General features: G+C 30.6%; 18 protein-coding genes. 14 read left to right on the top strand and 4 right to left on the bottom strand.

The features are described 5' to 3' along the window. Positions 1-11: 11 nt before the first annotated feature. The 4 genes from B0A58_RS09620 to B0A58_RS09605 all read right to left on the bottom strand — a co-directional run bounded on the left by B0A58_RS09620 (position 12) and on the right by B0A58_RS09605 (position 4,566). Positions 12-797 (bottom strand): gluconate 5-dehydrogenase, encoded by a 786-nt coding sequence (locus B0A58_RS09620; RefSeq protein ID WP_089080882.1) that lies wholly within the window; start codon positions 795-797, stop codon positions 12-14. A 3-nt stretch (positions 798-800) separates the two neighbouring features. Beyond that, entirely contained in the window at positions 801-1,637 is an 837-nt protein-coding gene (gene kduI, locus B0A58_RS09615) for a 5-dehydro-4-deoxy-D-glucuronate isomerase (protein WP_089080881.1), read from the bottom strand. Positions 1,638-1,678: 41 nt separating this feature from the next. Then, positions 1,679-3,124: an MFS transporter gene (locus tag B0A58_RS09610; RefSeq protein ID WP_089080880.1), complete on the bottom strand. Its 1,446-nt coding sequence runs from the start codon at positions 3,122-3,124 to the stop codon at positions 1,679-1,681. 344 nt (positions 3,125-3,468) lie between these two features. Further along, entirely contained in the window at positions 3,469-4,566 is a 1,098-nt protein-coding gene (locus B0A58_RS09605) for a slipin family protein (RefSeq protein WP_089080895.1), read from the bottom strand. A 790-nt stretch (positions 4,567-5,356) separates the two neighbouring features. Between B0A58_RS09605 and B0A58_RS09600 the strand changes: the two genes are divergently transcribed. The 14 genes from B0A58_RS09600 to B0A58_RS09535 all read left to right on the top strand — a co-directional run bounded on the left by B0A58_RS09600 (position 5,357) and on the right by B0A58_RS09535 (position 21,853). Beyond that, the gene (locus B0A58_RS09600; protein WP_089080879.1) at positions 5,357-5,920 is read left to right on the top strand and encodes a restriction endonuclease subunit S domain-containing protein; all 564 of its coding nucleotides are present in this window, start codon (positions 5,357-5,359) and stop codon (positions 5,918-5,920) included. 5 nt (positions 5,921-5,925) lie between these two features. After that, positions 5,926-6,285: a four helix bundle protein gene (locus B0A58_RS09595; RefSeq protein WP_089080894.1), complete on the top strand. Its 360-nt coding sequence runs from the start codon at positions 5,926-5,928 to the stop codon at positions 6,283-6,285. A 33-nt stretch (positions 6,286-6,318) separates the two neighbouring features. Beyond that, a complete protein-coding gene (locus B0A58_RS09590; protein WP_089080878.1) occupies positions 6,319-7,851 on the top strand; it encodes a type I restriction-modification system subunit M in 1,533 nt (510 codons plus the stop codon). Between the two features lie 63 nt (positions 7,852-7,914). Next, the gene (locus tag B0A58_RS09585) at positions 7,915-9,297 is read left to right on the top strand and encodes a Fic family protein (RefSeq protein WP_089080877.1); all 1,383 of its coding nucleotides are present in this window, start codon (positions 7,915-7,917) and stop codon (positions 9,295-9,297) included. A 177-nt stretch (positions 9,298-9,474) separates the two neighbouring features. Then, positions 9,475-10,335 (top strand): DNA damage-inducible protein D, encoded by an 861-nt coding sequence (dinD, locus tag B0A58_RS09580; protein ID WP_089080876.1) that lies wholly within the window; start codon positions 9,475-9,477, stop codon positions 10,333-10,335. Beyond that, on the top strand, positions 10,316-11,602 hold the full coding sequence (locus B0A58_RS09575; protein WP_133063119.1) for a restriction endonuclease subunit S: 1,287 nt from the start codon (positions 10,316-10,318) through the stop codon (positions 11,600-11,602). Before dinD ends, B0A58_RS09575 begins: the two co-directional genes overlap by 20 nt. Positions 11,603-11,627: 25 nt before the next feature. Further along, on the top strand, positions 11,628-12,251 hold the full coding sequence (locus B0A58_RS09570) for a hypothetical protein (protein WP_089080874.1): 624 nt from the start codon (positions 11,628-11,630) through the stop codon (positions 12,249-12,251). A 161-nt stretch (positions 12,252-12,412) separates the two neighbouring features. Next, positions 12,413-15,286 (top strand): NACHT domain-containing protein, encoded by a 2,874-nt coding sequence (locus B0A58_RS09565; protein WP_089080873.1) that lies wholly within the window; start codon positions 12,413-12,415, stop codon positions 15,284-15,286. An 18-nt stretch (positions 15,287-15,304) separates the two neighbouring features. Then, a complete protein-coding gene (locus tag B0A58_RS09560) occupies positions 15,305-15,496 on the top strand; it encodes a hypothetical protein (RefSeq protein ID WP_089080872.1) in 192 nt (63 codons plus the stop codon). A gap of 7 nt (positions 15,497-15,503) precedes the next feature. Further along, on the top strand, positions 15,504-16,226 hold the full coding sequence (locus B0A58_RS09555) for a DUF3800 domain-containing protein (protein WP_089080871.1): 723 nt from the start codon (positions 15,504-15,506) through the stop codon (positions 16,224-16,226). Between the two features lies 1 nt (position 16,227). Beyond that, positions 16,228-16,731 (top strand): hypothetical protein, encoded by a 504-nt coding sequence (locus tag B0A58_RS09550; RefSeq protein WP_089080870.1) that lies wholly within the window; start codon positions 16,228-16,230, stop codon positions 16,729-16,731. Between the two features lie 562 nt (positions 16,732-17,293). Further along, positions 17,294-20,515, top strand: a complete 3,222-nt coding sequence (locus tag B0A58_RS09545; protein ID WP_089080869.1) for a type I restriction endonuclease subunit R — start codon at positions 17,294-17,296, stop codon at positions 20,513-20,515. Next, a complete protein-coding gene (locus B0A58_RS09540; RefSeq protein ID WP_089080868.1) occupies positions 20,515-21,225 on the top strand; it encodes a M48 family metallopeptidase in 711 nt (236 codons plus the stop codon). Before B0A58_RS09545 ends, B0A58_RS09540 begins: the two co-directional genes overlap by 1 nt. A gap of 13 nt (positions 21,226-21,238) precedes the next feature. Next, complete coding sequence (locus B0A58_RS09535) at positions 21,239-21,853, top strand: HD domain-containing protein (protein ID WP_089080867.1); 615 nt, start codon at positions 21,239-21,241, stop codon at positions 21,851-21,853. Positions 21,854-21,866: the final 13 nt, after the last annotated feature.

Here is a 21,866-nt window from a genome sequence, read left to right as displayed (position 1 = left end):
TTTAAAAATAATTAATTTTCGTTTGAAGGTTTACCAATGGTGGCCAAAATACCACCATCTACATAAACAATTTGTCCGTTTACAAAATCACTGGCTTTGGATGCCAAAAATACCGCTGCACCAGCTAAATCTTCTGGGTTTCCCCAACGAGCGGCAGGTGTTCTGTTGATGATGAATTCGTTAAATGGATGCCCATCCACTCGAATAGGTTCGGTTTGCGAAGTAGCAAAATACCCTGGGCCAATACCGTTTACTTGAATGTTATGTTTTGCCCATTCGGTAGCTAAATTTCGAGTTAACATTTTTAGACCGCCTTTAGCAGCGGCATAAGCCGAAACGCTATTTCTTCCCAATTCACTCATCATTGAGCAAATGTTGATTATTTTGCCTTCTTGTCTTTCGATCATTTGATTAACAACCAATTGCGACATGATAAAAGGACCCACTAAATCCACATCGATTACTTGTCTGAAATCAGCAACCGACATGGTTGTAGCCAATTCTCTTTTGATGATTCCGGCGTTATTCACTAAAATATGAATATCTCCTAATTCTTTGGAAATCAATTCGATGTTCTCAGCAGCCGCTTTTTCATTGGTTACATCAAATAAATAGCCTGAAGCTTTGTATCCTTTATTGCTATAATTGTGTAAAGCGTCTTCCATTTTAGAAGGCGTTGTTCCAGTAATTACCAATTCAGCACCGGCTTGCGCCAATCCTTCTGCCATTGCCATACCCAAACCATGAGTTCCACCAGTAATCAAGGCTCTTTTGCCTGTTAAATCAAATAATTTCATCGCTTATCGTAATTCGTTAGGTGCCACAATATCCATATCGCCATAATCTAAATTCTCACCTGCCATTCCCCAAATAAAAGAATAGTTAGATGTTCCTGCACCAGAATGTATGGACCATTCTGGAGACAATACCGCTTGGTTATTTTGCATGAAAATATGACGTGTATTTTGAGGTTCGCCCATAAAATGACTAATGGTTTGTCCTTCTTCTAAATCAAAATAGAAATAAGCTTCCATACGTCGGTTATGCGTGTGTGATGGCATCGTATTCCAAATATTTCCTGGTAACAATTCGGTCAAACCCATTTGTAATTGACAAGTTTCAACCACACTATTTACAATCAACTTATTGATAATTCTTTTGTTTGCAAATTTTTCTTCTCCTAAATGCACAATCTCGGCATTTTCCTTAGTCACTTTTTTGTTTGGAAATTTGTGATGTGCTGGTGCCGAATTAATATAAAACAAAGGTTGTTCTCCATTAGTGGCAGAAAAAAGCACTTCTTTACATCCTTGTCCTACATACAAAGCCTCTTTTTTCTCTAAGAAATAATCCACACCATCCACAGTTACTTTTCCGCTTCCACCTACATTGATAATTCCTAATTCTCTTCGGTCAAGGAAATTTTCTGACTTCAAGTATGGAATGGTTTCTAATTTTAAACTTTTATCAACAGGCATTATTCCACCCACAATATATCTATCGTACATTGAATAAACAAGTTGGATTTGATTGGCAACAAAAAGCGTTTCAATTAAGAAATGTTCTCTCAATTCGCTTGTATTATATGTATTCGCATCTTTTGGATGAGATGCGTATCTGAATTCAAAATTGGTCATTTTCTTTTAATTTAGTTGGACTAAAAATTTTCATTTAATAATTATAAATCTGTAATCGGACTGTATTTTGGTACCAAGGTTTTCATTACTGACCAGCCAATTAAATAACAAACCGCACAGATTGAAAAGATAATGAAGTAACCTGCTTCGATTCCTTCAAAGCCCATAAATGCCATATTCGTTTCTTTGGTATAATCGAATAAAACTCCTGAACCTTTATTGATTAAGGTAGAACCTAATCCACCCGCCAATCCGCCAATTCCTGTTACGGTAGCAATGGCTTTTTTAGGAAACATATCTCCAACAGTAGTGAAAATATTAGCCGACCACGATTGATGTGCCGCTCCTGCAATCCCAATTATAATTACTGGTAACCAATAGGTGTAATGTCCTAAAGGCTGGGCTACCAAGGCCAACAAAGGAAAAAAGGCAAAAATCAACATCGCTTTCATTCTTCCATCATACGGATTCATTCCTTTCTTTTCTACAAAATAAGTAGGCAACCAACCTCCAATAATAGATAGCAAGGTAATCATATACAATACAAATAATGGCAAGGCTGCTTCTGTTGCATCCATGTCATATACCGAACTCAAATAAGCTGGTGTCCAAAATAAAAAAAACCACCAAACTCCGTCTGTCATGAATTTTCCAAAGGCAAAAGCCCAGGTTTGTTTGTATCGAAAACAGTCTTTTAAACTTACTTTAGTAGCCGTTTCAGCAACATAGCCTACTAATTTGCTGTCGGCAATTGCATCTTGTTGAATGTATTCTAATTCTTCAGGATTAACTTTGGGATGTTTTTCGGGTTTGTCATATAAAAAAATCCAGAATCCCATCCATACAAAACCTAAAGCTCCTATGATAATAAAAGCCATTTCCCATCCAAAAGCTTTTGCAATAAATGGAATTGTAATTGGTGCTGCCAAAGCGCCAATAGTGGCTCCCGAATTAAAAATACTGGTAGCAAAAGCCCGATCTTTCTTAGGGAAATATTCTGCAGTAGTTTTGATTGCTGCTGGAAAATTGCCCGCTTCGCCCACTGCTAAAACAAAACGGGCAAAGATAAACAAAGTTACACTGGTCGAAATTACCATTCCGGTGTCATTCACGTCTTCAATTATGTCCTTAGCTGCTTCAAAACCTACGAACCAATTTCCGGTTAAAATTCCTGAAGTGGCAATTCCTGCAAAAGTATGCAAACAAGCCCCAACAGACCAAACTCCAATAGCCCAAAGAAATCCTTTTTTGGTATCCAAAATATCCACAAAACGACCTGCAAACAATAAAGATACCGCATAAAAAATAGAAAACAAAGCCGTTATGTTACCATAATCATTATTCGTCCAATGAAATTCTGGTGCAATAAAATCACTCCAAGTTAAGGAAAGCACTTGCCTGTCTAAATAATTGATTGTTGTGGCAAAGAAAAGTAAACTGCAAATGGTCCAGCGGAAATTTCCTTTTATGTTTTTTTCTTCTTTCATTTTGAATAGGTTGATTTAGTAAATACGATTTAATTTGTTATCAACACAATAAAGTGCAATCGATTGCGCAAATATATATTTAATATTTTAAAAAACAAAGAATATTTAAAATAACTTCAATTTAACTTGTGATTTACCAACAATTTTCTAAATTAATTAACATCTAAAAACAAGTGCTAATAAAAAAAGTAAAAATAAAATATTGATAATTTAACAGTTATAAACCAAATGGAGTAGCTTTTTGGTGTTCTAAATAAATCACATTTGAAAAACAAAAAAAATAGTTTCATAGCTAAACTACAAAACTATTTTATTCACTCTATAAATTTTTAAATTTTTAAATCTCACTTCACAAAAATCTCCTTCAATTGCCCAATAAGATTGCCACTTCCCGAAACCGTAATCTCGCCTATTTTATCCGAAATTTTCTCCACATATTCCATTTCTTTCAACTTCCACAACATCTCATTTTCTTCCATCAATTTGGCGGTATTCAACATGTTTCGCATGGCAGCGGTTTCTTCTCTTCGCATGATGCTGTTGGCTTGTGCCTTTTTTTCAGCCATAAGCACCTGATTCATAATGTCTTTCATCTCGCCAGGCAAAATCACATCTCGAATTCCAGCATCCGAAACCACCAATCCCAAACTTTCCATTTTGGCGGCAACTTCCTCCAAAACAATGTTGGCAATATCATCTTTTTTGCTCAATAATTCGTCCAAAGTGTAAGTGCCAACAAACGCCCGAAGTGCCAATTGCAACATCACATACAACTGTTTTTCAAAGTCTTTGTTCTCCACAATCGCCTTCATAATGTCCGTCACTTGGTAGCGAGCAAAAAAGTTCATTCGTAAGGTGGCTTTGTCTTTGGTAAGCAATTCTTGACCTAAAATTTCGATTTGCTGCTGCCTAACATCCACTTTTTTCACCTCAACCGGAATGGCATTGTTCCAAAAATAATACACACCCGATTCCAATTTTTGCTGAAAAACATCATTCACAAACAACAAACCTTGCTCAAAACTCATGATTTGAAATTTTCTAACATAACTTTTCACTTTCATGTTTTCCAAAATCGTCTTTGAAATTGGTTCCGAAATCTCCACTTTAGATAAATCTACTTTGGTAAAACTATTTTCCTGATATCCTTTCCAAAAAGCATAACGCCCCGTGCCCAACACTTCCCGAAACAAACCGTTTGCAAAAAACAAAACAATCTCGTGTTCCTTCACTTCAACCACTTCAAGCATGGCTGCCAATGTGCTGTTTTTCAATGCAATAGTCAATTCAATTGGCGACACAAACGATTGTTTCATGTCATACAATTTTACCTCATTAGTGCCCCACAACCAATGATTTCCTTGATTTAAAACTTCGTCCAATGCTCCATTTTTCATTACCAAACCCACTTGGTACGCCTCAATTTTTACTCTTTTTATCATCTTTTTAATTTTTTTAAATTCTTTTAATTTTTTAGATTTTTTTTTAAAAACACTTAACGAAAATCCAAGCTCCAAAGCGGAAATCAGTGCGTTAGCAACGGCATTGAAAGGTTTCTTTATCGAATCAAACCCAAAATAAACCGGGTCTTTTCCAATAAAAATAAATCCCAACGGCATGGAAAACGAAGCTGTCTTCAGGCTTTATCACCTGTGTTTTTAAACCCACATTTTGCAGGTCAAAAACCGACTTTCGTTCAAGTGATTTTTATTGATTTTTAGTTTATTAAGCGACTAAAAACGCTACAGAGAAAGATCTGTTACTCGGCCAATCGAGCAATCACCAGTTACGGCGGGGATTCGAACCCTAAATAAGCTATTATTCTAACCTGACTGAATTATTTATCCCGTAAGATAAAATGGGACTCGAACCCATGACACATAGCGTGGTGAGATTTTTTGGAAAACCTCGAAACCATCAAATCAAGTTGCATAAGAAACCGAGATACAAAACTGCATCAGTTCTCACAATAGTGCCTTTCTGAAACACCCAACTGGACTTGTTTGATATTTTTATTTAATTAATTGTTTTTCAAAGAACGTTTTCATTTCAACAATGCAAAGATGCAATCGTTAGTACGTAACTATTTTGCGTAGAAGAAAAATAAAATACAACAAATAAATAAAAATTAATTTTTTTAAATTTGAATATTAATACAATAAAATAAATCTGTATATTTCATTATTTTTTATATATTTGCATCGAAAATGAATAACATTACAAAAAAGTGAAATGGAAGTTAAATTAAAAGATATTGCAACTATTCAGTTTGGTTACTATGGACAGACTAGTAAAAAAGGCACAATTCCTTATTTACAAGCTAAACATTTTAATGAATTTGGTCAATATATCAATGAAGATGATAATTTTTTAGAAGAAGATGCTAAAGTTGCTGCCAACTTTCTTCAAAATGATGATATTCTTTTCGTAGCAAAAGGATTTCGCTTTTTTGCAACACTATACAAACAAGAATTTGGAAATGCAGTTGCATCTTCAATATTTTTTATAATTAGAGTAGATACAACTAAAATTATTCCTGCCTATTTGGTTTCGGTTTTAAATCTTCCTAAAAACGTATTGTATTTCCAACAATCAGCTTCAGGCAGTTCTATTCCGTCTATTCGTAAAAGTGAATTGGCTGATTTTAGTTTCAATCTAATTCCAATAGCAGAACAATTAAAAGTTGTTCAATTACAAGAACTTTATCTCAAGGATATTCAAATTACAAATGATATAATCAAAGAAAAACAAAAATTATTTCAATCAACAATAGCTAAATTGGTAATTGAAAATTGAAAATTATGAAACAAGAAAATATTATAAAAACGAAAACATTTCTGTTTGCTATTAGAATTGTAAAATTATATCAACATCTAAACCAAGAAAAGAAAGAATTTATATTGAGTAAGCAATTAGTGAGAAGTGGCACTTCTATTGGTGCAAATGTTCGAGAAGCGGAGCAAGCGGAAAGCACGGCTGATTTTATTCATAAATTATCTATTTCTTTAAAAGAAGCAAATGAAAGTGAATATTGGTTAGAATTATTAAATGAAACGGGGTATTTCAAACAAGAAGAATTTCATTCTATATATAATGATTTAATAGAATTGAAAAAGCTACTTATTTCAATTATAAAAACATCAAAGCTAAATAAAAAATAACATTCAATTATCAATTAACAATTATCAATTACAATGATTACACAAAGAGAAATCAATAATATAGTTTGGAAAGCTTGTGATAGCTTACGTCCGGTTATGGGAAGTGAGCAATACAAAGATTATATTCTAACACTTTTGTTTATAAAATACCTTTCAGATGTTTGGAAAGACAAGGTAGAACAATACCGAATCAAGTATCCTGATAACGAAGAAATGGTACAACGTCAGTTACAAAGAGAACGTTTTATTTTACCCGAAGTTAGTAATTTCGATTATCTTTTTCAAAATCGTAACGAAGCCAATATTGGTGAAATTATCGACATTGGATTAACAGCCTTAGAGGATGCCAACCGTTCTAAATTAGCAATGGTGTTTCGTAGCATTTCTTTTAATTCAGAAACTGTTTTTGGTCAAACTAAACAGCGTAATGCCATTATGAAAAATCTTTTAGTTGATTTTTCTGAACTAGATTTACAACCCTCTCACCTTGAAGGTAATGATGTAATTGGTGATAGCTACGAATTTCTAATCTCCAAATTTGCAGGAGAAAGTGGCAAGAAGTCTGGCGAATTCTACACTCCAAGTGAAATCAGTACTCTTCTTGCAAAGTTAGTAGATCCACAAGCCGGAAACAGAATATGTGATCCAACTTGCGGTTCTGGATCATTATTAATTAAAGTAGCCAATGAAGTAAACGGTAAAAATTATTCGCTTTATGGTCAAGAAAACAATGGTAGCACATGGGCTTTATGTAGAATGAATATGTTTTTGCACGAACAAGATAGTGCAACAATCGAATGGGGTGATACTATCAACAACCCAAAACTTTTAGAGAAAGACAATTTAATGAAGTTTCATATTGTGGTTGCCAATCCTCCTTTCAGCTTAGACAAATGGGGTGCAGATACAGCAACAACAGACCAGTTCAACCGTTTTCATAGAGGAGTTCCTCCAAAGAGTAAAGGCGATTATGCTTTTATCAGTCACATGATTGAAACCACTTATGAGGATGTGGGTAAAGTTGGTGTTATTGTACCACACGGTGTTTTATTTAGAGGCAGTAGCGAAGGTCAAATTCGTAAAAAATTAATCGATGAAAACTTGTTGGAAGCCGTTATTGGTTTACCTGCTAATTTGTTTTTTGGTACTGGAATTCCAGCTGCGATATTAATTTTCAATCGAGGAAAAGGAGCTAACAAAGACATTCTTTTCATTGATGCCAGTCGTGAGTTTGAAAGTGGTAAAAATCAAAACAAATTTAGAGCATCTGATATAGAACATATTGTTTCAACTTTCAAATCCTTTAAAAAAGCCTCCCCTATTGGGGGAGGTTTGGAGGGGGCTAAAGGTGCTGTAATTGAAGATAAATACAGTTACCGTGCAACAATTGCTGATATTATTGAAAACGACTATAATCTAAATATTCCTAGATATGTGGACACATTTGAGGAAGAAGAAGAAGTGGATATTAAAGCAACGCACACTAAAATTACTGAACTGAAAAAACAACTTTCTGAAGTAGAAATTCAAATGGAAAACTATTTGAAAGAGTTGGATTTAATTTAGTTCAAAATAAAGGATAATCACCAAGTATAAATCAAAACAGAAATTCTCTAAAACAATAATAAGATGAGTTATATAGATAGTAAAGCTGGAATAGACACTATAAAATCTAAAGTTAAAGATTTTGGAGAATTGACTATTGACCAAAAAAAGAAAATCAATTACAAATTCAGACTAGAATGGAATTTCAATTCCAATAGTATGGAAGGTAACACACTTACCATTGAAGAAACACGTAGTGTTATGGTTGGTAATCTTACAGTTAATGACAAGCCGTTAAAGGACATTTTAGAAATGCAAGGTCATGATAAAATCATTACCGAAATCTTACGTATTGGTAAAGGTGAATTAAGACTTTCTGAAAAACGTATTTGCGAAATTCATAAAGCAATCATGCACGAAGATGATAAAGCTAAAATAGATAAAATTGGTAAATGGAAACAAGAACCTAATATGATTTACAACCATAAAGGTGAAAGATATGATTTTGTAGCTCCAGAAGAAGTGCCTGAAAGAATTCACAAACTTTTAGACAAAACCAATGCTGCTATTGATGCCATTTTAGCAAATAAAAAGAATGCACCACATCCTATTGATGTAGCAATGGATTTTCATTTAGAGTATCTTGACATTCATCCATTTTATGATGGTAATGGTAGAACGGCTAGAATTTTAACCAATCTAATATTAATTTCATTAGGCTACAATCCGTTTTGGATAAACGAGAAAGACCGTAAAATTTATTACAACTACATCAGCGACATTCAAGGATATGGTGGCGATAAAGAAGTGTTCTTTGACTATTGTACAGGTTTAATTTTACGTTCAGAACAAATTGTTTTAGATGCCATTCAAGACATTGATATTACAGATGAAGAAGACTTAACAAAAGAAATTTCTTTATGGAAAAAGCAATTGATTAAAAAAGACGAAGTAGTACCATCTTCCAACGAACTTATTGCTGAACTGTATAAAAAATATTTCAAAAAATTGTTTGAAAAATTCTTAGCCCAAACCAATGTGTTTGATGAACTTTTCGCAAAAAAAGTAATAACTAATTACATCAATAATCATAATCCAAAGGTTAATAAATTAGAGTTTTTTGATGAAAAAATGCAATACATAGCAACTTATTCAAAACTAACAAGTGATGAAAGGTCTAACCAAAAGTTAAGTCCTTTTGAAGGTATTAGCTCTATTGCATTAAGGTTGTATTACAGTGGTTTTAAAAATGATGGTTTGAATACTTTTGATGCTTATTCTAACATACACATAGAGTTTAACCAATATTATTATTTCATTAATGATACACGTAATAATAGACAAGACGAATATTTGCTCAAAAAACTTTATACCGAAACGATAACCGATAAAGAAATTAACGACATTGTAAAAACTGCAGTTTCTAAATTGTTTGAACAAATAAAAGCATCAGTTAAAAATCAATAAAATAACGCACAACAATACTACTGTTATTATAAAAAAACTTACTAAAGTAGAAATCCAAATGGAAGACTATTTGAAAGAGTTGGATTTAATTTGATAATCAATATAATAAAGTAGATTTTGCATAATAAAGTTGGTTACTTTATCATCAAATTTTAACTTTATCTTACCTTGTAAAAAATGAAAAAAATAACGAATACAAATAAAACCATTTTTGAGCAAATAAAAGAAATTGACGATAATGGTAACGAATATTGGGGGGCTAGAAAATTGTCTAAAGTACTAGAATATTCCGATTTTAGAAACTTTCAAGGTGTTATCAACAAGGCAAAAGAGGCTTGCGAAAATAGTGGAGAATTAATAGAAAACCATCTCGTTGATTTCAACGAGATGGTTAGTATCGGTTCTGGAGCAAAAAGAGAAATGGAAAGTACTAAACTTTCTAGATATGCTTGTTATTTAATTGTTCAGAATGCCGACCCATCAAAAGAAGTTGTGGCACAAGGACAAACTTATTTTGCAGTTCAAACTAGGTTGCAAGAAATTCGTCAGATGGATGATTATAATCAATTATCATCTGATGAAGAAAAGCGATTGTTCTTGAGAAACGAACTCAAAAAACACAATTCAAACCTTGCCGAAGCAGCCAAAAATGCGGGAGTTATAGAAAATATTGATTATGCCATTTTTCAAAACCACGGGTATATGGGTTTATATGGTGGATTAGATACTAAAAAAATACATACTAAAAAAGGGCTAAAAAAATCGCAACATATTTTAGATCACATGGGTAGTACCGAATTAGCGGCTAACCTTTTTCGAGCTACACAAACAGAGGAAAAACTCAAAAGAGATAACATCAAAGGAAAAACAAATGCCAACAAAACACATCTTGAAGTTGGTAAAAAAGTGCGGCAAACCATCAAAGAACTTGGAGGCACAATGCCCGAAAATTTACCTGTTGAAGACAGCATAAAAAAAATTGAAACCAAAGAAAAAAAGCAAATTAAAAGCCAGAATAATGCAACAGACAATGAATAACACCACATATAAAAACACTGCAATTGGTTTAATTCCTAGTGATTGGGAGATTGAACGATTTGACAATGTATTTGAATTATTTTCAACAAATTCATTCTCAAGAGATAATTTGGTTTATGAAAAAAGTAAAAATGAAATTCAAAATATCCATTATGGTGATATTCATTCTAAATTTAAGTTCGAAATATTAGACTGTGAAACCGAAAAGCTTCCTTATATAAAAGATGAACTTATCCTAAAACAGAAATTCAATTTTATAAAGGATGGTGATTTAATCATTACGGATGCTTCCGAAGATTATGATGGCGTTGGTCAAAGTGTAGAAGTAAAAAATATTGGTACAAAAAAGGTTGTATCAGGTTTACACACTTTTTTAGCTAGAGATAATTCGAATAAAACAGTTCAAGGTTTCAGAACTTATACTTTTAAAAATCCAAAAGTTGCTATTGAATTAAAAAAAATAGCGACAGGAATTTCAGTTTACAGTATTTCAAAATCAGAATTACAAAAACTAAAAATCCCAATTCCACCACTACCAGAACAACAAAAAATAGCATCAATTCTATCCACTTGGGATAAAGCTATTGATAATTGCAAAGGTATTATTGAAGAGCTGAAGGTTAGAAATAAAGGATTAACTCAAAAATTACTTACAGGTAAAATGAGAGTAAAAGGGTTTGATGAAAAATGGAAAGTTAAAGCGATAAGCGAATGTGTTACTTTCACTCCAAGACCAATAACAAAACCAACTGAAAACTATTTAGCACTTGGATTAAGAAGTCATGGTAAAGGAGTTTTTCATAAAACTGATTTTGATCCAGCTTCTATTGCTATGGAAACTATGTATGAGGTAAAAGAAAATGATTTAATCATAAACATAACATTTGCTTGGGAACAAGCTGTTGCAATAGTGAGCAAAAAAGATGAAGGTGGTTTGGTTTCACATCGTTTTCCAACTTATACTTTCAATGATAAAAATGCAACACCTGATTTTTTTAGACATTATATTTTACAAAAAAGGTTTAAATTTTTATTAGAATCTATTTCACCAGGTGGAGCAGGTAGAAACCGAGTTATGAGTAAAACTGATTTTTTAAAGCTGGACATAAAGTTGCCAAATGTAGATGAACAAAAAGCAATTGCAACCATTTTAGATAAAGCAACCGAAGAACTCAACCAATACCAACAAAAACTAGAAACCTTACAATTGCAGAAAAAAGGATTAATGCAGCAGTTGTTAATGGGGAAAACGAGAGTGAAAATTTAACCACCAAAATAAAAACTATTATAAAATGTCAAAAGACGAAATCAAAATTTCATTAACAGAGTTTATGAACTTTGTAAACAAATCAGGGAGTGCAAAATCAACAGTTGTATCAACAGCTAAAAGAAAAAGAGAGGAAGAGTACAAACACTTTGAAGACTATTGGAATCCATTAAAAATAAAAATTAAATCAGTCCATAAAAAGAAAGGAAATCATGATGATTTAAAGGAGATTTTAGATGATATTAAGCCAGAAAAAAAAGAAAATTATAGCAAAACAATAGATGGCTATTGTTCTTTTTGGAAGAAAAGAAAAATAGAATGGTTTAACCCACCTAGAAAAACTTGGATTGATGGCGATGTTAAAATTGAATTAAATCCAGAACTAGGTTTACAAATAAAAGATGTTTTATATGTTATTAAACTTCATACTTCTGCAAATGACTCAATAGATAAACGTCATGCTGACTTAATTTTAAACATAATGGAAAATGAATTAAGAAGTAAGGTAGTAGGTGATGAAGTGATTTTTGCTGTTTTAGATGTAAAAAAAGGTAAGTTATTTGAGAATAAAACCAAAGATGTTTCGCTTATACCATTGTTAAAAGGTGAAGTAAGGAGTTTTGAAACTATTTGGAAAAATCTAACTTAAACACATATTAATCGTAACAGTTGATGATGAAAAATATAGTGCAAAATTTAGAAATATATAATAATGTCTTGGTATTAAATTTAATTATCTTTCATTAATAAAATTGCTTAATAAACAAAACACTAGCTCATTTATTTTTACATAATAATAAAAAAAACAAAATGGAATTATCAAAAAAAATATCAAAAATTGAATCTCTTTCAAAAAAATTAATTATCGATTTAATTATTAATCTTGTTACTAAAATGGGTTATGAAAATATTTATGAAAACAACTCAACTTTTATAGCTAGTATAAAAGGACCTATTTCATATGATAATCATGGGTTTATATATTTTGATGAGCATTTAACGGGAAATGTTGATTTGTCAAAAATTATTGAAAAAATAAAAAAAACAAAAAGTGAAAAAATATTTTCAACAACATTCATAATTTCAAATTTTAATATTTCAAAGGGCTTTAGAGATTCTATAAATCTTAAATTAAAAAATGAAACTTTAATTTATTTAGGTAGGGATGAAATTATTGATTTGATTGAACAATATAATAATGATTATTGGAAACATGATAATTTAGAATTACTAGATTATGAAAAAAATTATTGTACCTCTATATTACAGGAGTCAGAATTAAAGTCCTTAAAAATATTTAGTGATAAGTATCAAAAGCTGTTAGATATTTTTATTGAACCTAAAATTATTCATTTTTATGAAGATAAGGAAACCCAGACACCTACAAAGAAAGCAATCTCTGTTGAAAATATCATTAAGGATAAGAAACCTTTAATTATATCAGGAGAAGCTGGTATGGGGAAATCTACTTTGCTAAAGAGAATAGGCGAACTTATAATTCAAAGTAATGAAACTGTTGTAAAAAAAAATCTGCCTTTATTTGTTTCTGCAACTGAATTATTTGATTCAAATTATGATTTAGAAAAAGTAATAGAATTAAAATTACTTCCATTTTTTGGTACAGGTTTAAATGAATTATTTGAGGAGTATTACATAACATTGTTAATTGATAGTATAGATGAATTTGAATTAGAACATCAAGAAAGTGTAATTAAACAAGTAAATGATTTGTATAATTCAAATTCAATTCGTTTTATTTTAGCAACTAGAATTACTGAAAAATCTGTTACTATTGATTGTCTAAAATCATATAATACATATTCTATTGAAAGGTTTAATAATAAACAAATAGAAATGTTTGTAAATAAATTTTTTTATAATCAGAATTCAAGAGCTGAAAAGTTACTTGAAGCTTTGAGAGAAAACAGAATAATCGAAAAATTGCCTGTTACACCACTATCACTTTCATTAATATCAATACTTTTCGAAGAAAATGATTTAGAAATCCCTGCTACAATAACTGACATTTATGAAAATTTTAATTATCTATTGCTTGGGAGAGCAATGGTTACAAGTCGTATAGAATTTATTGACATTTCATTTAAAGAAAGAATATTGTCAATATATGCGTTAGAAATATTGAAAAGGAAAGAGCATAATCCAATGACATTAAAGGAATTTGTAAAATTCTTTAGTGATTATTATCAATCTAAAACTCTTCCTTTAAAAAAGGGAACGTTAGAAGATGTACTATTTTATCTAGTAAATAATACAGGAATTGTTTATTTAAAAAACAATACTTACGTATGTTTTAATCATGATTCATTTATGGAGTATTATGCTTCTGTCGAAATTTTTAAGCATCAAAGACTGGAGCAGGATCTATATGTGAATAATTTTTTTGATATTAACTGGCAAAATTCAGCTGTATTTTATGCAGGTCGTTCAAAGGATATGCCTGATTTTTTAAAATCAATAAATCAAAAACTAAAAGATTCGTATAAACTTAATGATTATTTTTCAGGCATTAGTGGAGCTGGATATATTTTGCAGGCTTTATTTCAAACAGATAACATGTTGAGAAAAGATACAGTTGATGTTGCTTTAGAATTAAACATTAGAGCATTAGAGCTGTTTATTAAACTTTCATCAGATGAACAATTGTTGTTTAAATCTTTTCGATTACCTATAATTTGGCTGATTAACTTAATGTTTTTCTTTGAGAATTTTAATTCTGGAACTTTAAAAGAACCTTTGAAATTATCATTTAATTCAGTTATTAAAAAATATCTAGAAGAAGGTGAGAAAACAACTGAAGGATATAAAGCTTTAATGTTGGCATTAACGCTTCATTCAAATAGGATTAATGAAGAAAAAGAACTTGACCAATTAATTTTTCATTCACCATTATTGAATGATAATATTTTGATAATAATTTCAGAGATATCAATAAATATGATTTCAAATGGTTCTATGAATGAAATTAAAAAAGAGATAAAAAAAGAATTCAAAAAGATTAAAACTCCATTAAAACATCTTTTAGATACACCAGCTAGTAAATTGAGATTTTCTGAATATGATACGATAAGTTCTTCAAAAAAGATTAAAATTGTTACAGAAGGTAAAACAGATGCGGAAATAATTGAGCATGCTTATATAGTTTTAGCAGATGGCGAAGTACCATATTGGAAAATTAAACCTGCTGGAAATAGTAGCGGGGGTTCACATGAAGTAAATAAAACATTAATTTCATCATTAGCAACTTGGCATGAAGACGAAATTATTATTGGTGTTTTTGATCATGACGAAGCAGGTTTAGGTGATTTTAATAGACTACCAAAATTCTTTAACTCAATTAAAAACAATACAATTAAGAAACATGAAAATGCGAATATTTATGCTTTAGTCTTGCCTATTCCAGGTGAAAAAGAAATTTATTTTAATGAGGAACAAAAATATAATTATTTTGAGATTGAGCATTATTTTTCTAATGAATTTTTATCTAATCATAACGCGATAAAAAATACTCCTTTTGAAAATGTTTTTTCAATTATTGATAATAAGAAGCCAACTATTTCAAAAGAAATTAGAAAAATATCAGATGTCAATTTTTTTAAAGATTTTTTATTATTATTCGAATTAATTGATGAAATTACAGGATTTAAGGTTAATTATTTACTTTAAATCAACTGATTAATTTAAATGAACACACCATCCTACATAGAAGACCACATTAGTCAAATACCGGCATTGCAATTACTCATAAAAATGAGGTATCATTATATTGCTCCAGAGGAAGCTTTAGAGCTTCTTGGTGGTAGAACCAGCAATGAAACCTGTTGTAAAAAAACATTTAGATTTGGTATGAAAAGTGAGAGTGAAAACTTAAAATAAAAGAAATATGAATAAATTAATATACATAGACGAAAGCTGCCATCTCGAAAATGATCAATTACCTTTAATGTGTATTGGTTATACAAAAATTGATGCTGAAAATTATGAACAATACAAAGAAGAGTTAAAAGCAATAAAACGCAAGCACCATTCTCCAAAGGAAATAAAATGGAATAAAGTTTCTTTTTCTCGTTTGGATATGTATAAAGATTTAATTGATTATTTTTTTGAAAAAGACATACAGTTTAGAGCGATTTTGGTAAAAAACAAATCACAACTCAATCACGAAAAATATAATAGAGGAGACCATAATTCATTTTACTACAAACTTGTTTTTTTATTGTTAAGAAATCCTTGGGTGAATTACAATAAAGACGCCTTTAAAGTTATATTAGATATAAAAGATACACGAGGAAAAGAACGCTTACTTAATTTAGATAAGAGATTAAATGAAGAGTATAATAAAAGATTTTCAATAAAATCTCCCTTTTATTTTTTTCAACATATACGATCAGAAGAGAATGAATTTTTACAATTAACAGATTTATTTATCGGAGCCATTACATACAAAGCACGAAAAGAGCACAAAAAAAATAATGCAAGTAAAGTAAAAATTGAAATTATCAATTATTTAGAGCAAAAATCGGGATATGTTTTACACGATGGTACAGATCCATTAGAAGAAAAGTTTAATATTTTTGATTTTCAAATTCAGACAAATTATAGATAATATGGAAGAACACGAATTAGATTTATTGGAAGATTTGTTTGAATTCATAAATATAGATGGACCAAATGCAGTCCAAATGTATCAATTGTATGGTGTTTTTGTTAAGGACATGATAAAAAATCCAATTTTTATTGATAAAAAAATAGTGGGATACAATAAACAAATATCTAAACATCCTTTATTTAGAGGAAAACCTGAAGGTTTTGAACATATTTGCACGCGAGAAAGTAAACATTCAAGAAGAAGAAATTTTGACCCAGAACGAACCAATAAAATACATTGGATAAAACCAATAATCAATTTTAAACAAGACAACAGAATTAAATATTTTGAACGATTACATTTTAATGGTCAAAACCAAAGATACTTTTGGTATTCTGATAAAAGTTATGTGGTAATAGTGAGAGAAATAACAAATAGTTTGCAGTTAGTTACGGCTTTTAAAGTAGATAAAATAGAGCAAAACAGATATAATAAATGGTATGAAGAATATAAATTTGGATAAAAAAAAACCCCACTTCGTGAGTGAGGAACGTATCTTAAGGCAATACGAATGATACAAATATTTGCTAAGCCAAGTCTTTTACCCTTTGAGTAATGACTTTGCAAAATTAAATAAAAATATTCAATTACATAATTTAAAATGTTAATTTTTTTTTTCGAAATTAAAAAGAGTGAAATTTACACAAAATGAAATTACCTAATTGGATGATAGAAAAACAAAAGAAAACCAAAGTAAATCACTTATTATCTGAACTAAGAAGAAATAACCTAATTAAAAACAACGGTTCTTTAGGCAAACCAATTTGGATAGTAGTTAAATAAATTGGTTAGAAAGTGTTAGAGAAAATGTTAGAGATTTTGTTAGAGGAATATTAGAGAAAATGTTAGACTCCTTGTGCTTTATCTAGTATTGACAAGGGTTTTAAATTGTATTAAATACAATTCAATAAAAAATATTTTTATAGTTATGTTAGAGTTTCTGTTAATCAATAATAGTAAAAAAAGTAAGTACCCATAATAGAGACACATCTATTAATTCATTATTTTAAATCATTAAAGTAGTTATGAACCCAAGTTATATAGAAGACCACATCAGTCAAATTCCAGCATTGCAATTACTCATAAAAATGGGGTATCAATATATTGCTCCAGACGAAGCTTTAGAGCTTCGTGGTGGAAGAACCAGCAATGTATTATTGGAACCAATTTTAAAAAAACAACTCGAAAAAATAAATTCTATACAATACAAAAATAAAGAGTTTTCTTTTTCAGAAAGTAATATTAATTCTGCTATAATTGCGTTGCGAGAACTACCCATTCAGGATGGTTTTATTAAAGCCAATCAAGTATTTTTTGATTTAATTACATTGGGTAAAAGTTTAGAGCAAACCATTCTAAACGATAAAAAAAGTTTCTCTTTTCAATACATCGATTGGAAAAATATAGAAAACAACACCTTCCATGTTACTGAAGAATACGCTGTTTTACGAAGCGATAGAAACGACACCTATCGTCCAGATATTGTGTTGTTCATCAATGGTATTCCAATGGTGGTAATAGAATGTAAAAGCAATGTGATAAAAAAACCAGTGGACGAAGCCATTTCCCAGCATTTAAGAAACCAACAAGAAGACGGGATAAGAGGATTGTACCAATATTCCAACATGGTTTTATCTTTAGCAGTCAACGAAGCAAGATATGCAACCACAGCTACTCAAAAGGAGTTTTGGAGCGTTTGGAAAGAAGTGTTCCGTACCAAAGAAGAAGGGATAATGTATGGTGATGCCATTCGTGAATTAAAAAATAGTGAGTTACCAAAAACGGAACGAACAGCAATATTCAATCAACGTTTCAAAAACGTATTACAATTTTTCAATCAATTAGAAAAAGAAGAAGTAATAGTAACCGAACAAGACAAACTACTATTCAGTTTATGCCAAAAATCACGCATTTTAGACCTTATTTTCAATTATATAGTCTATGATGATGGAGTTAAGAAAATAACAAGGTATCAGCAATATTTTGCCATTAAAGAAACACTTAAAAAAATTAGTGTTGCCGATGCCAATGGTAAACGAACAGGTGGTGTAATTTGGCACACACAAGGAAGCGGAAAATCATTAACAATGGTCATGTTGGCGCAAATGATTGCCACCCAAAAAGACATTAAAAATCCAAAAATAATATTGGTTACCGATAGAATAGATTTAAATACACAAATTACCGATACATTCCAAAAATGTCACGTTGAAGTAGAAGAAGCCCAAACGGGTAAACATTTAGTTGATTTAATCAACAGTCCATCTGATGCTGTAATAACCACTTTAATTCACAAATTTGAGGCAGCAATAAACCAAGAAAAAAACGGTTTTGCTTCGCCAAATATTTTTGTTCTGATCGATGAAGGACATAGAAGCCAATACGGCACATTCAATGTAAAAATGAGAAAGGTATTTCCTAATGCTTGTTTTGTAGCATTTACAGGAACGCCTTTAATGAAAAAAGAAAAAAGTACAGCCAATAAATTTGGTGGCTTAATTGATGTATATTCTATAACTGATGCTGTTGATGATAAAGCAGTTGTGCCTTTGTTGTATGAAGGAAGGCATAATATTATTGAGGTAAATGATAAACCTTTAGATTCTTATTTTGATAAAGTTTCTGAACCTGCTACACCCTATGGCAAAGTAGCATTAAAAAGAAAATTTAGTACTACCAATCAAATCAATAAAGCCGACCAAGTGGTATATGCACGAGCATGGGATATTAGTGAACATTTTGAAGCCAATATTCAAGGTACAGGATTTAAAGGACAATTAGTAGCACCAAACAAAACTACAGCTATTAAATACCGTGAATACCTAAAAGAAATCGGAAAATTGAGTTGCGAAGTAGTAATTTCTGCTCCAGATACTAGAGAAAATCACGAGGATGCTTTTGAAGAAAATGAAGATGTAGTGCAAAAGTTTTACAAAGCCATGATGAGTAAATACGGCAAACAATCCGACTACGAGAAATCAGTAATTAGTGCTTTCAAAAAACAAGAACATCCAGAAATTATAATTGTGGTAGATAAATTACTAACAGGTTTTGACGCACCTAACAATCAAGTTTTATACATCACTAGGTCATTAAAAGAACATACATTACTTCAAGCTATTGCGAGGGTAAATCGTGTAGCACCAGGAAAAGAATACGGATTTATTATTGACTATTTCGGGAATTTAGAAAACTTAGATAGTGCATTAAATACATACAGTGGTTTAAATGATTTTGAAGAAGAAGAATTATCAGGAACAATCATAAACATCAATAAAGAAATAGAAAAATTACCCCAAGCGCATAGTGAATTATGGGATTTATTTAAAACCATAAAAAACAAATACGATGCTGAAGCTTATTCTGAACTATTAAACGATGATAGCATAAGGCATCCGTTTTATGAAAAACTTTCTGCATTTGTACGTTTGTTTAAATTAGCCATGGCATCCATTGAATTTAATGATATTAAAAACGAAAAAACCATAGATAAATACAAAAAAGACAGTAAGTTTTTCTTGCAATTAAGAGTAGATGTAAAAAGAAGGTATTTTGATGATTTTGATATTTCTACATTTGAACCTCAAATCCAAAAATTAATTGACAAACACATTACAACAGAAGGAGAAGTATTAAAAATCACAGAACTAGTAAATATTTTTGATAAAGACAAAAGAGAAGCGGAAGTTGAAAAAGTAGTTGGAAAAGCAGCGAAAGCTGACCATATTGCAACTCGAACTATCAAAGCAATTAATGTAAAAATGAATGAGGACCCAATCTTCTATAAAAATCTATCTACATTAATTAGAGAATCAATAAATGATTACCATCAACATCGTATTGATGAAGCATTATTTTTACAAAAAGCCAAAGATTACGAAAACCAATTCTTAACAGGCAAACAAAACGATGTACCTAATTCAATAATAGAAAAGCCAAACGCTATTGCATTTTATAATCTTATAAATGCGGTTTTAGAGAATAGTTTTAGCAACACTCCCGAACCAAAAGAAGTGCAAGCCAATACAGCTTTAGAAATAGAAGATTGTATTAAAAATATCGTTTACGAAAATGATACATTAATTATCGATTGGCAAACCAATACCGAAATTGAAAAAGAATTAAAGAATAACCTCGATGATTTACTTTTCGAGAAACAACAACAATACGACACACAATTCTCTTTTGATAAAATTGATGAACTGATTGAAGAAGTAATAAAAATCGCTAAACTAAAATACATTTAATGTTAACCACTATCCAGCAAATAAACTATGGTAGTAAACGCATTGAATATACTTTGTCTTTTGCTACTAGAAAATCATTAGGTATAAAAGTGATGCCAAATGGTTTAGTCTCTGTTACTGCTCCAAATGATGCAAATATTAGTGATATTAATAAAAAAGTAAAATCCAAAGCCAATTGGATTTTAAAACAACAAGCTTTTTTTTGTAGCTACCAACCATTTACACCACAACGCAAATACGTTAATGGAGAGACGCATCTGTATTTAGGACGACAATACAAGTTACAAATCATTGAAGATTCTATAAACGAAATCAAACTTTATAGAGGTATGATGATAATGAAAACAAAAAAAAACAATCCTGAATATTTGGAAAAAATTTTGAATAAATGGTACAAAGAAAAGGCAATCTTCTATTTTGAAGCACTTCTAAATAATTCTTTAGAAAAATTCATTAAATATAAAATTGAAAAACCCGTTTTGGATATAAGATTAATGCAAAAACGCTGGGGTAGCTGTACTAAATCTGGCAAAATAATCCTCAATACCGAATTAATAAAAGCGCCAAAAGGAAGTATAGAATATGTAATCATTCATGAATTATGCCATTTAGTCCATCACAATCACAACAACGATTTTTATAATTTGCAACAAAAAATAATGCCAGACTGGAAAAAATGGAAGGAAAAACTTGAAAGAAGTTTAGTATAATTAAAAAAAACAAATGAAAATCCAAAATATATACCCCAATTTAATGCTCAAAATTGGGTTTGAAACCCATCAAATTTCACTACTTTGGGAAGCATTGGCACAAAAATACAGCTCAAAATCAAGGCATTATCACAATTTGACCCATTTGGAAGAAATGATTACTTGCTTTGAACACTATCAAACAGAATTGAAACAGCCTCTGGAAGTGTTGTTTAGTCTATTTTATCACGATTATATATATAGTGCAACCAAAAAAGACAATGAACTCAAAAGTGCTGAATTTGCTTGTAATTTATTGAAAAACAATACTTTATTAGATAAAAATTTGGTATTTGAACTCATTATGGCTACTAAATTGCACCAACACAATTCGATTTCAGATGTGAATTGGCTCATCGATTTTGATTTGAAAATTCTGTCCAAAGATTGGGAGCAATATCAGATTTATTGCAACCAAGTACGAAAAGAATACCGCATTTATCCTGATTTTCTATACAAACCAGGTCGGAAAAAAGCCTTGGAACATTTTCTGGAACAGCCATTTATTTATCAAACAACAGCTTTCAGAGATCTATATGAAAAAACAGCTCGAACCAATATTGAAAAAGAAATTCAAATGCTTTCTTAACCCAACTTGCCGA

The sequence above is a fragment of the Flavobacterium branchiophilum NBRC 15030 = ATCC 35035 genome (assembly GCF_002217205.1).
Classification (GTDB): domain Bacteria; phylum Bacteroidota; class Bacteroidia; order Flavobacteriales; family Flavobacteriaceae; genus Flavobacterium; species Flavobacterium branchiophilum.
The sequence above is the reverse complement of the archived record's forward strand: the minus strand, read 5'-3'. Positions and strand labels throughout refer to the sequence as shown.

Coding starts and splice junctions, on each gene's coding strand:
- B0A58_RS09570 (WP_089080874.1), top strand. CDS start 11,628: ATGTCAAAAGACGAAATCAAAATTTCATTAACAGAGTTTATGAACTTT.
- B0A58_RS09575 (WP_133063119.1), top strand. CDS start 10,316: ATGCAACAGACAATGAATAACACCACATATAAAAACACTGCAATTGGT.
- B0A58_RS09565 (WP_089080873.1), top strand. CDS start 12,413: ATGGAATTATCAAAAAAAATATCAAAAATTGAATCTCTTTCAAAAAAA.
- B0A58_RS09540 (WP_089080868.1), top strand. CDS start 20,515: ATGTTAACCACTATCCAGCAAATAAACTATGGTAGTAAACGCATTGAA.
- B0A58_RS09560 (WP_089080872.1), top strand. CDS start 15,305: ATGAACACACCATCCTACATAGAAGACCACATTAGTCAAATACCGGCA.
- B0A58_RS09555 (WP_089080871.1), top strand. CDS start 15,504: ATGAATAAATTAATATACATAGACGAAAGCTGCCATCTCGAAAATGAT.
- B0A58_RS09595 (WP_089080894.1), top strand. CDS start 5,926: ATGAAACAAGAAAATATTATAAAAACGAAAACATTTCTGTTTGCTATT.
- B0A58_RS09550 (WP_089080870.1), top strand. CDS start 16,228: ATGGAAGAACACGAATTAGATTTATTGGAAGATTTGTTTGAATTCATA.
- dinD (WP_089080876.1), top strand. CDS start 9,475: ATGAAAAAAATAACGAATACAAATAAAACCATTTTTGAGCAAATAAAA.
- B0A58_RS09585 (WP_089080877.1), top strand. CDS start 7,915: ATGAGTTATATAGATAGTAAAGCTGGAATAGACACTATAAAATCTAAA.
- B0A58_RS09610 (WP_089080880.1), bottom strand. CDS start 3,124: ATGAAAGAAGAAAAAAACATAAAAGGAAATTTCCGCTGGACCATTTGC.
- B0A58_RS09620 (WP_089080882.1), bottom strand. CDS start 797: ATGAAATTATTTGATTTAACAGGCAAAAGAGCCTTGATTACTGGTGGA.
- B0A58_RS09600 (WP_089080879.1), top strand. CDS start 5,357: ATGGAAGTTAAATTAAAAGATATTGCAACTATTCAGTTTGGTTACTAT.
- B0A58_RS09545 (WP_089080869.1), top strand. CDS start 17,294: ATGAACCCAAGTTATATAGAAGACCACATCAGTCAAATTCCAGCATTG.
- B0A58_RS09535 (WP_089080867.1), top strand. CDS start 21,239: ATGAAAATCCAAAATATATACCCCAATTTAATGCTCAAAATTGGGTTT.
- B0A58_RS09605 (WP_089080895.1), bottom strand. CDS start 4,566: ATGATAAAAAGAGTAAAAATTGAGGCGTACCAAGTGGGTTTGGTAATG.
- kduI (WP_089080881.1), bottom strand. CDS start 1,637: ATGACCAATTTTGAATTCAGATACGCATCTCATCCAAAAGATGCGAAT.
- B0A58_RS09590 (WP_089080878.1), top strand. CDS start 6,319: ATGATTACACAAAGAGAAATCAATAATATAGTTTGGAAAGCTTGTGAT.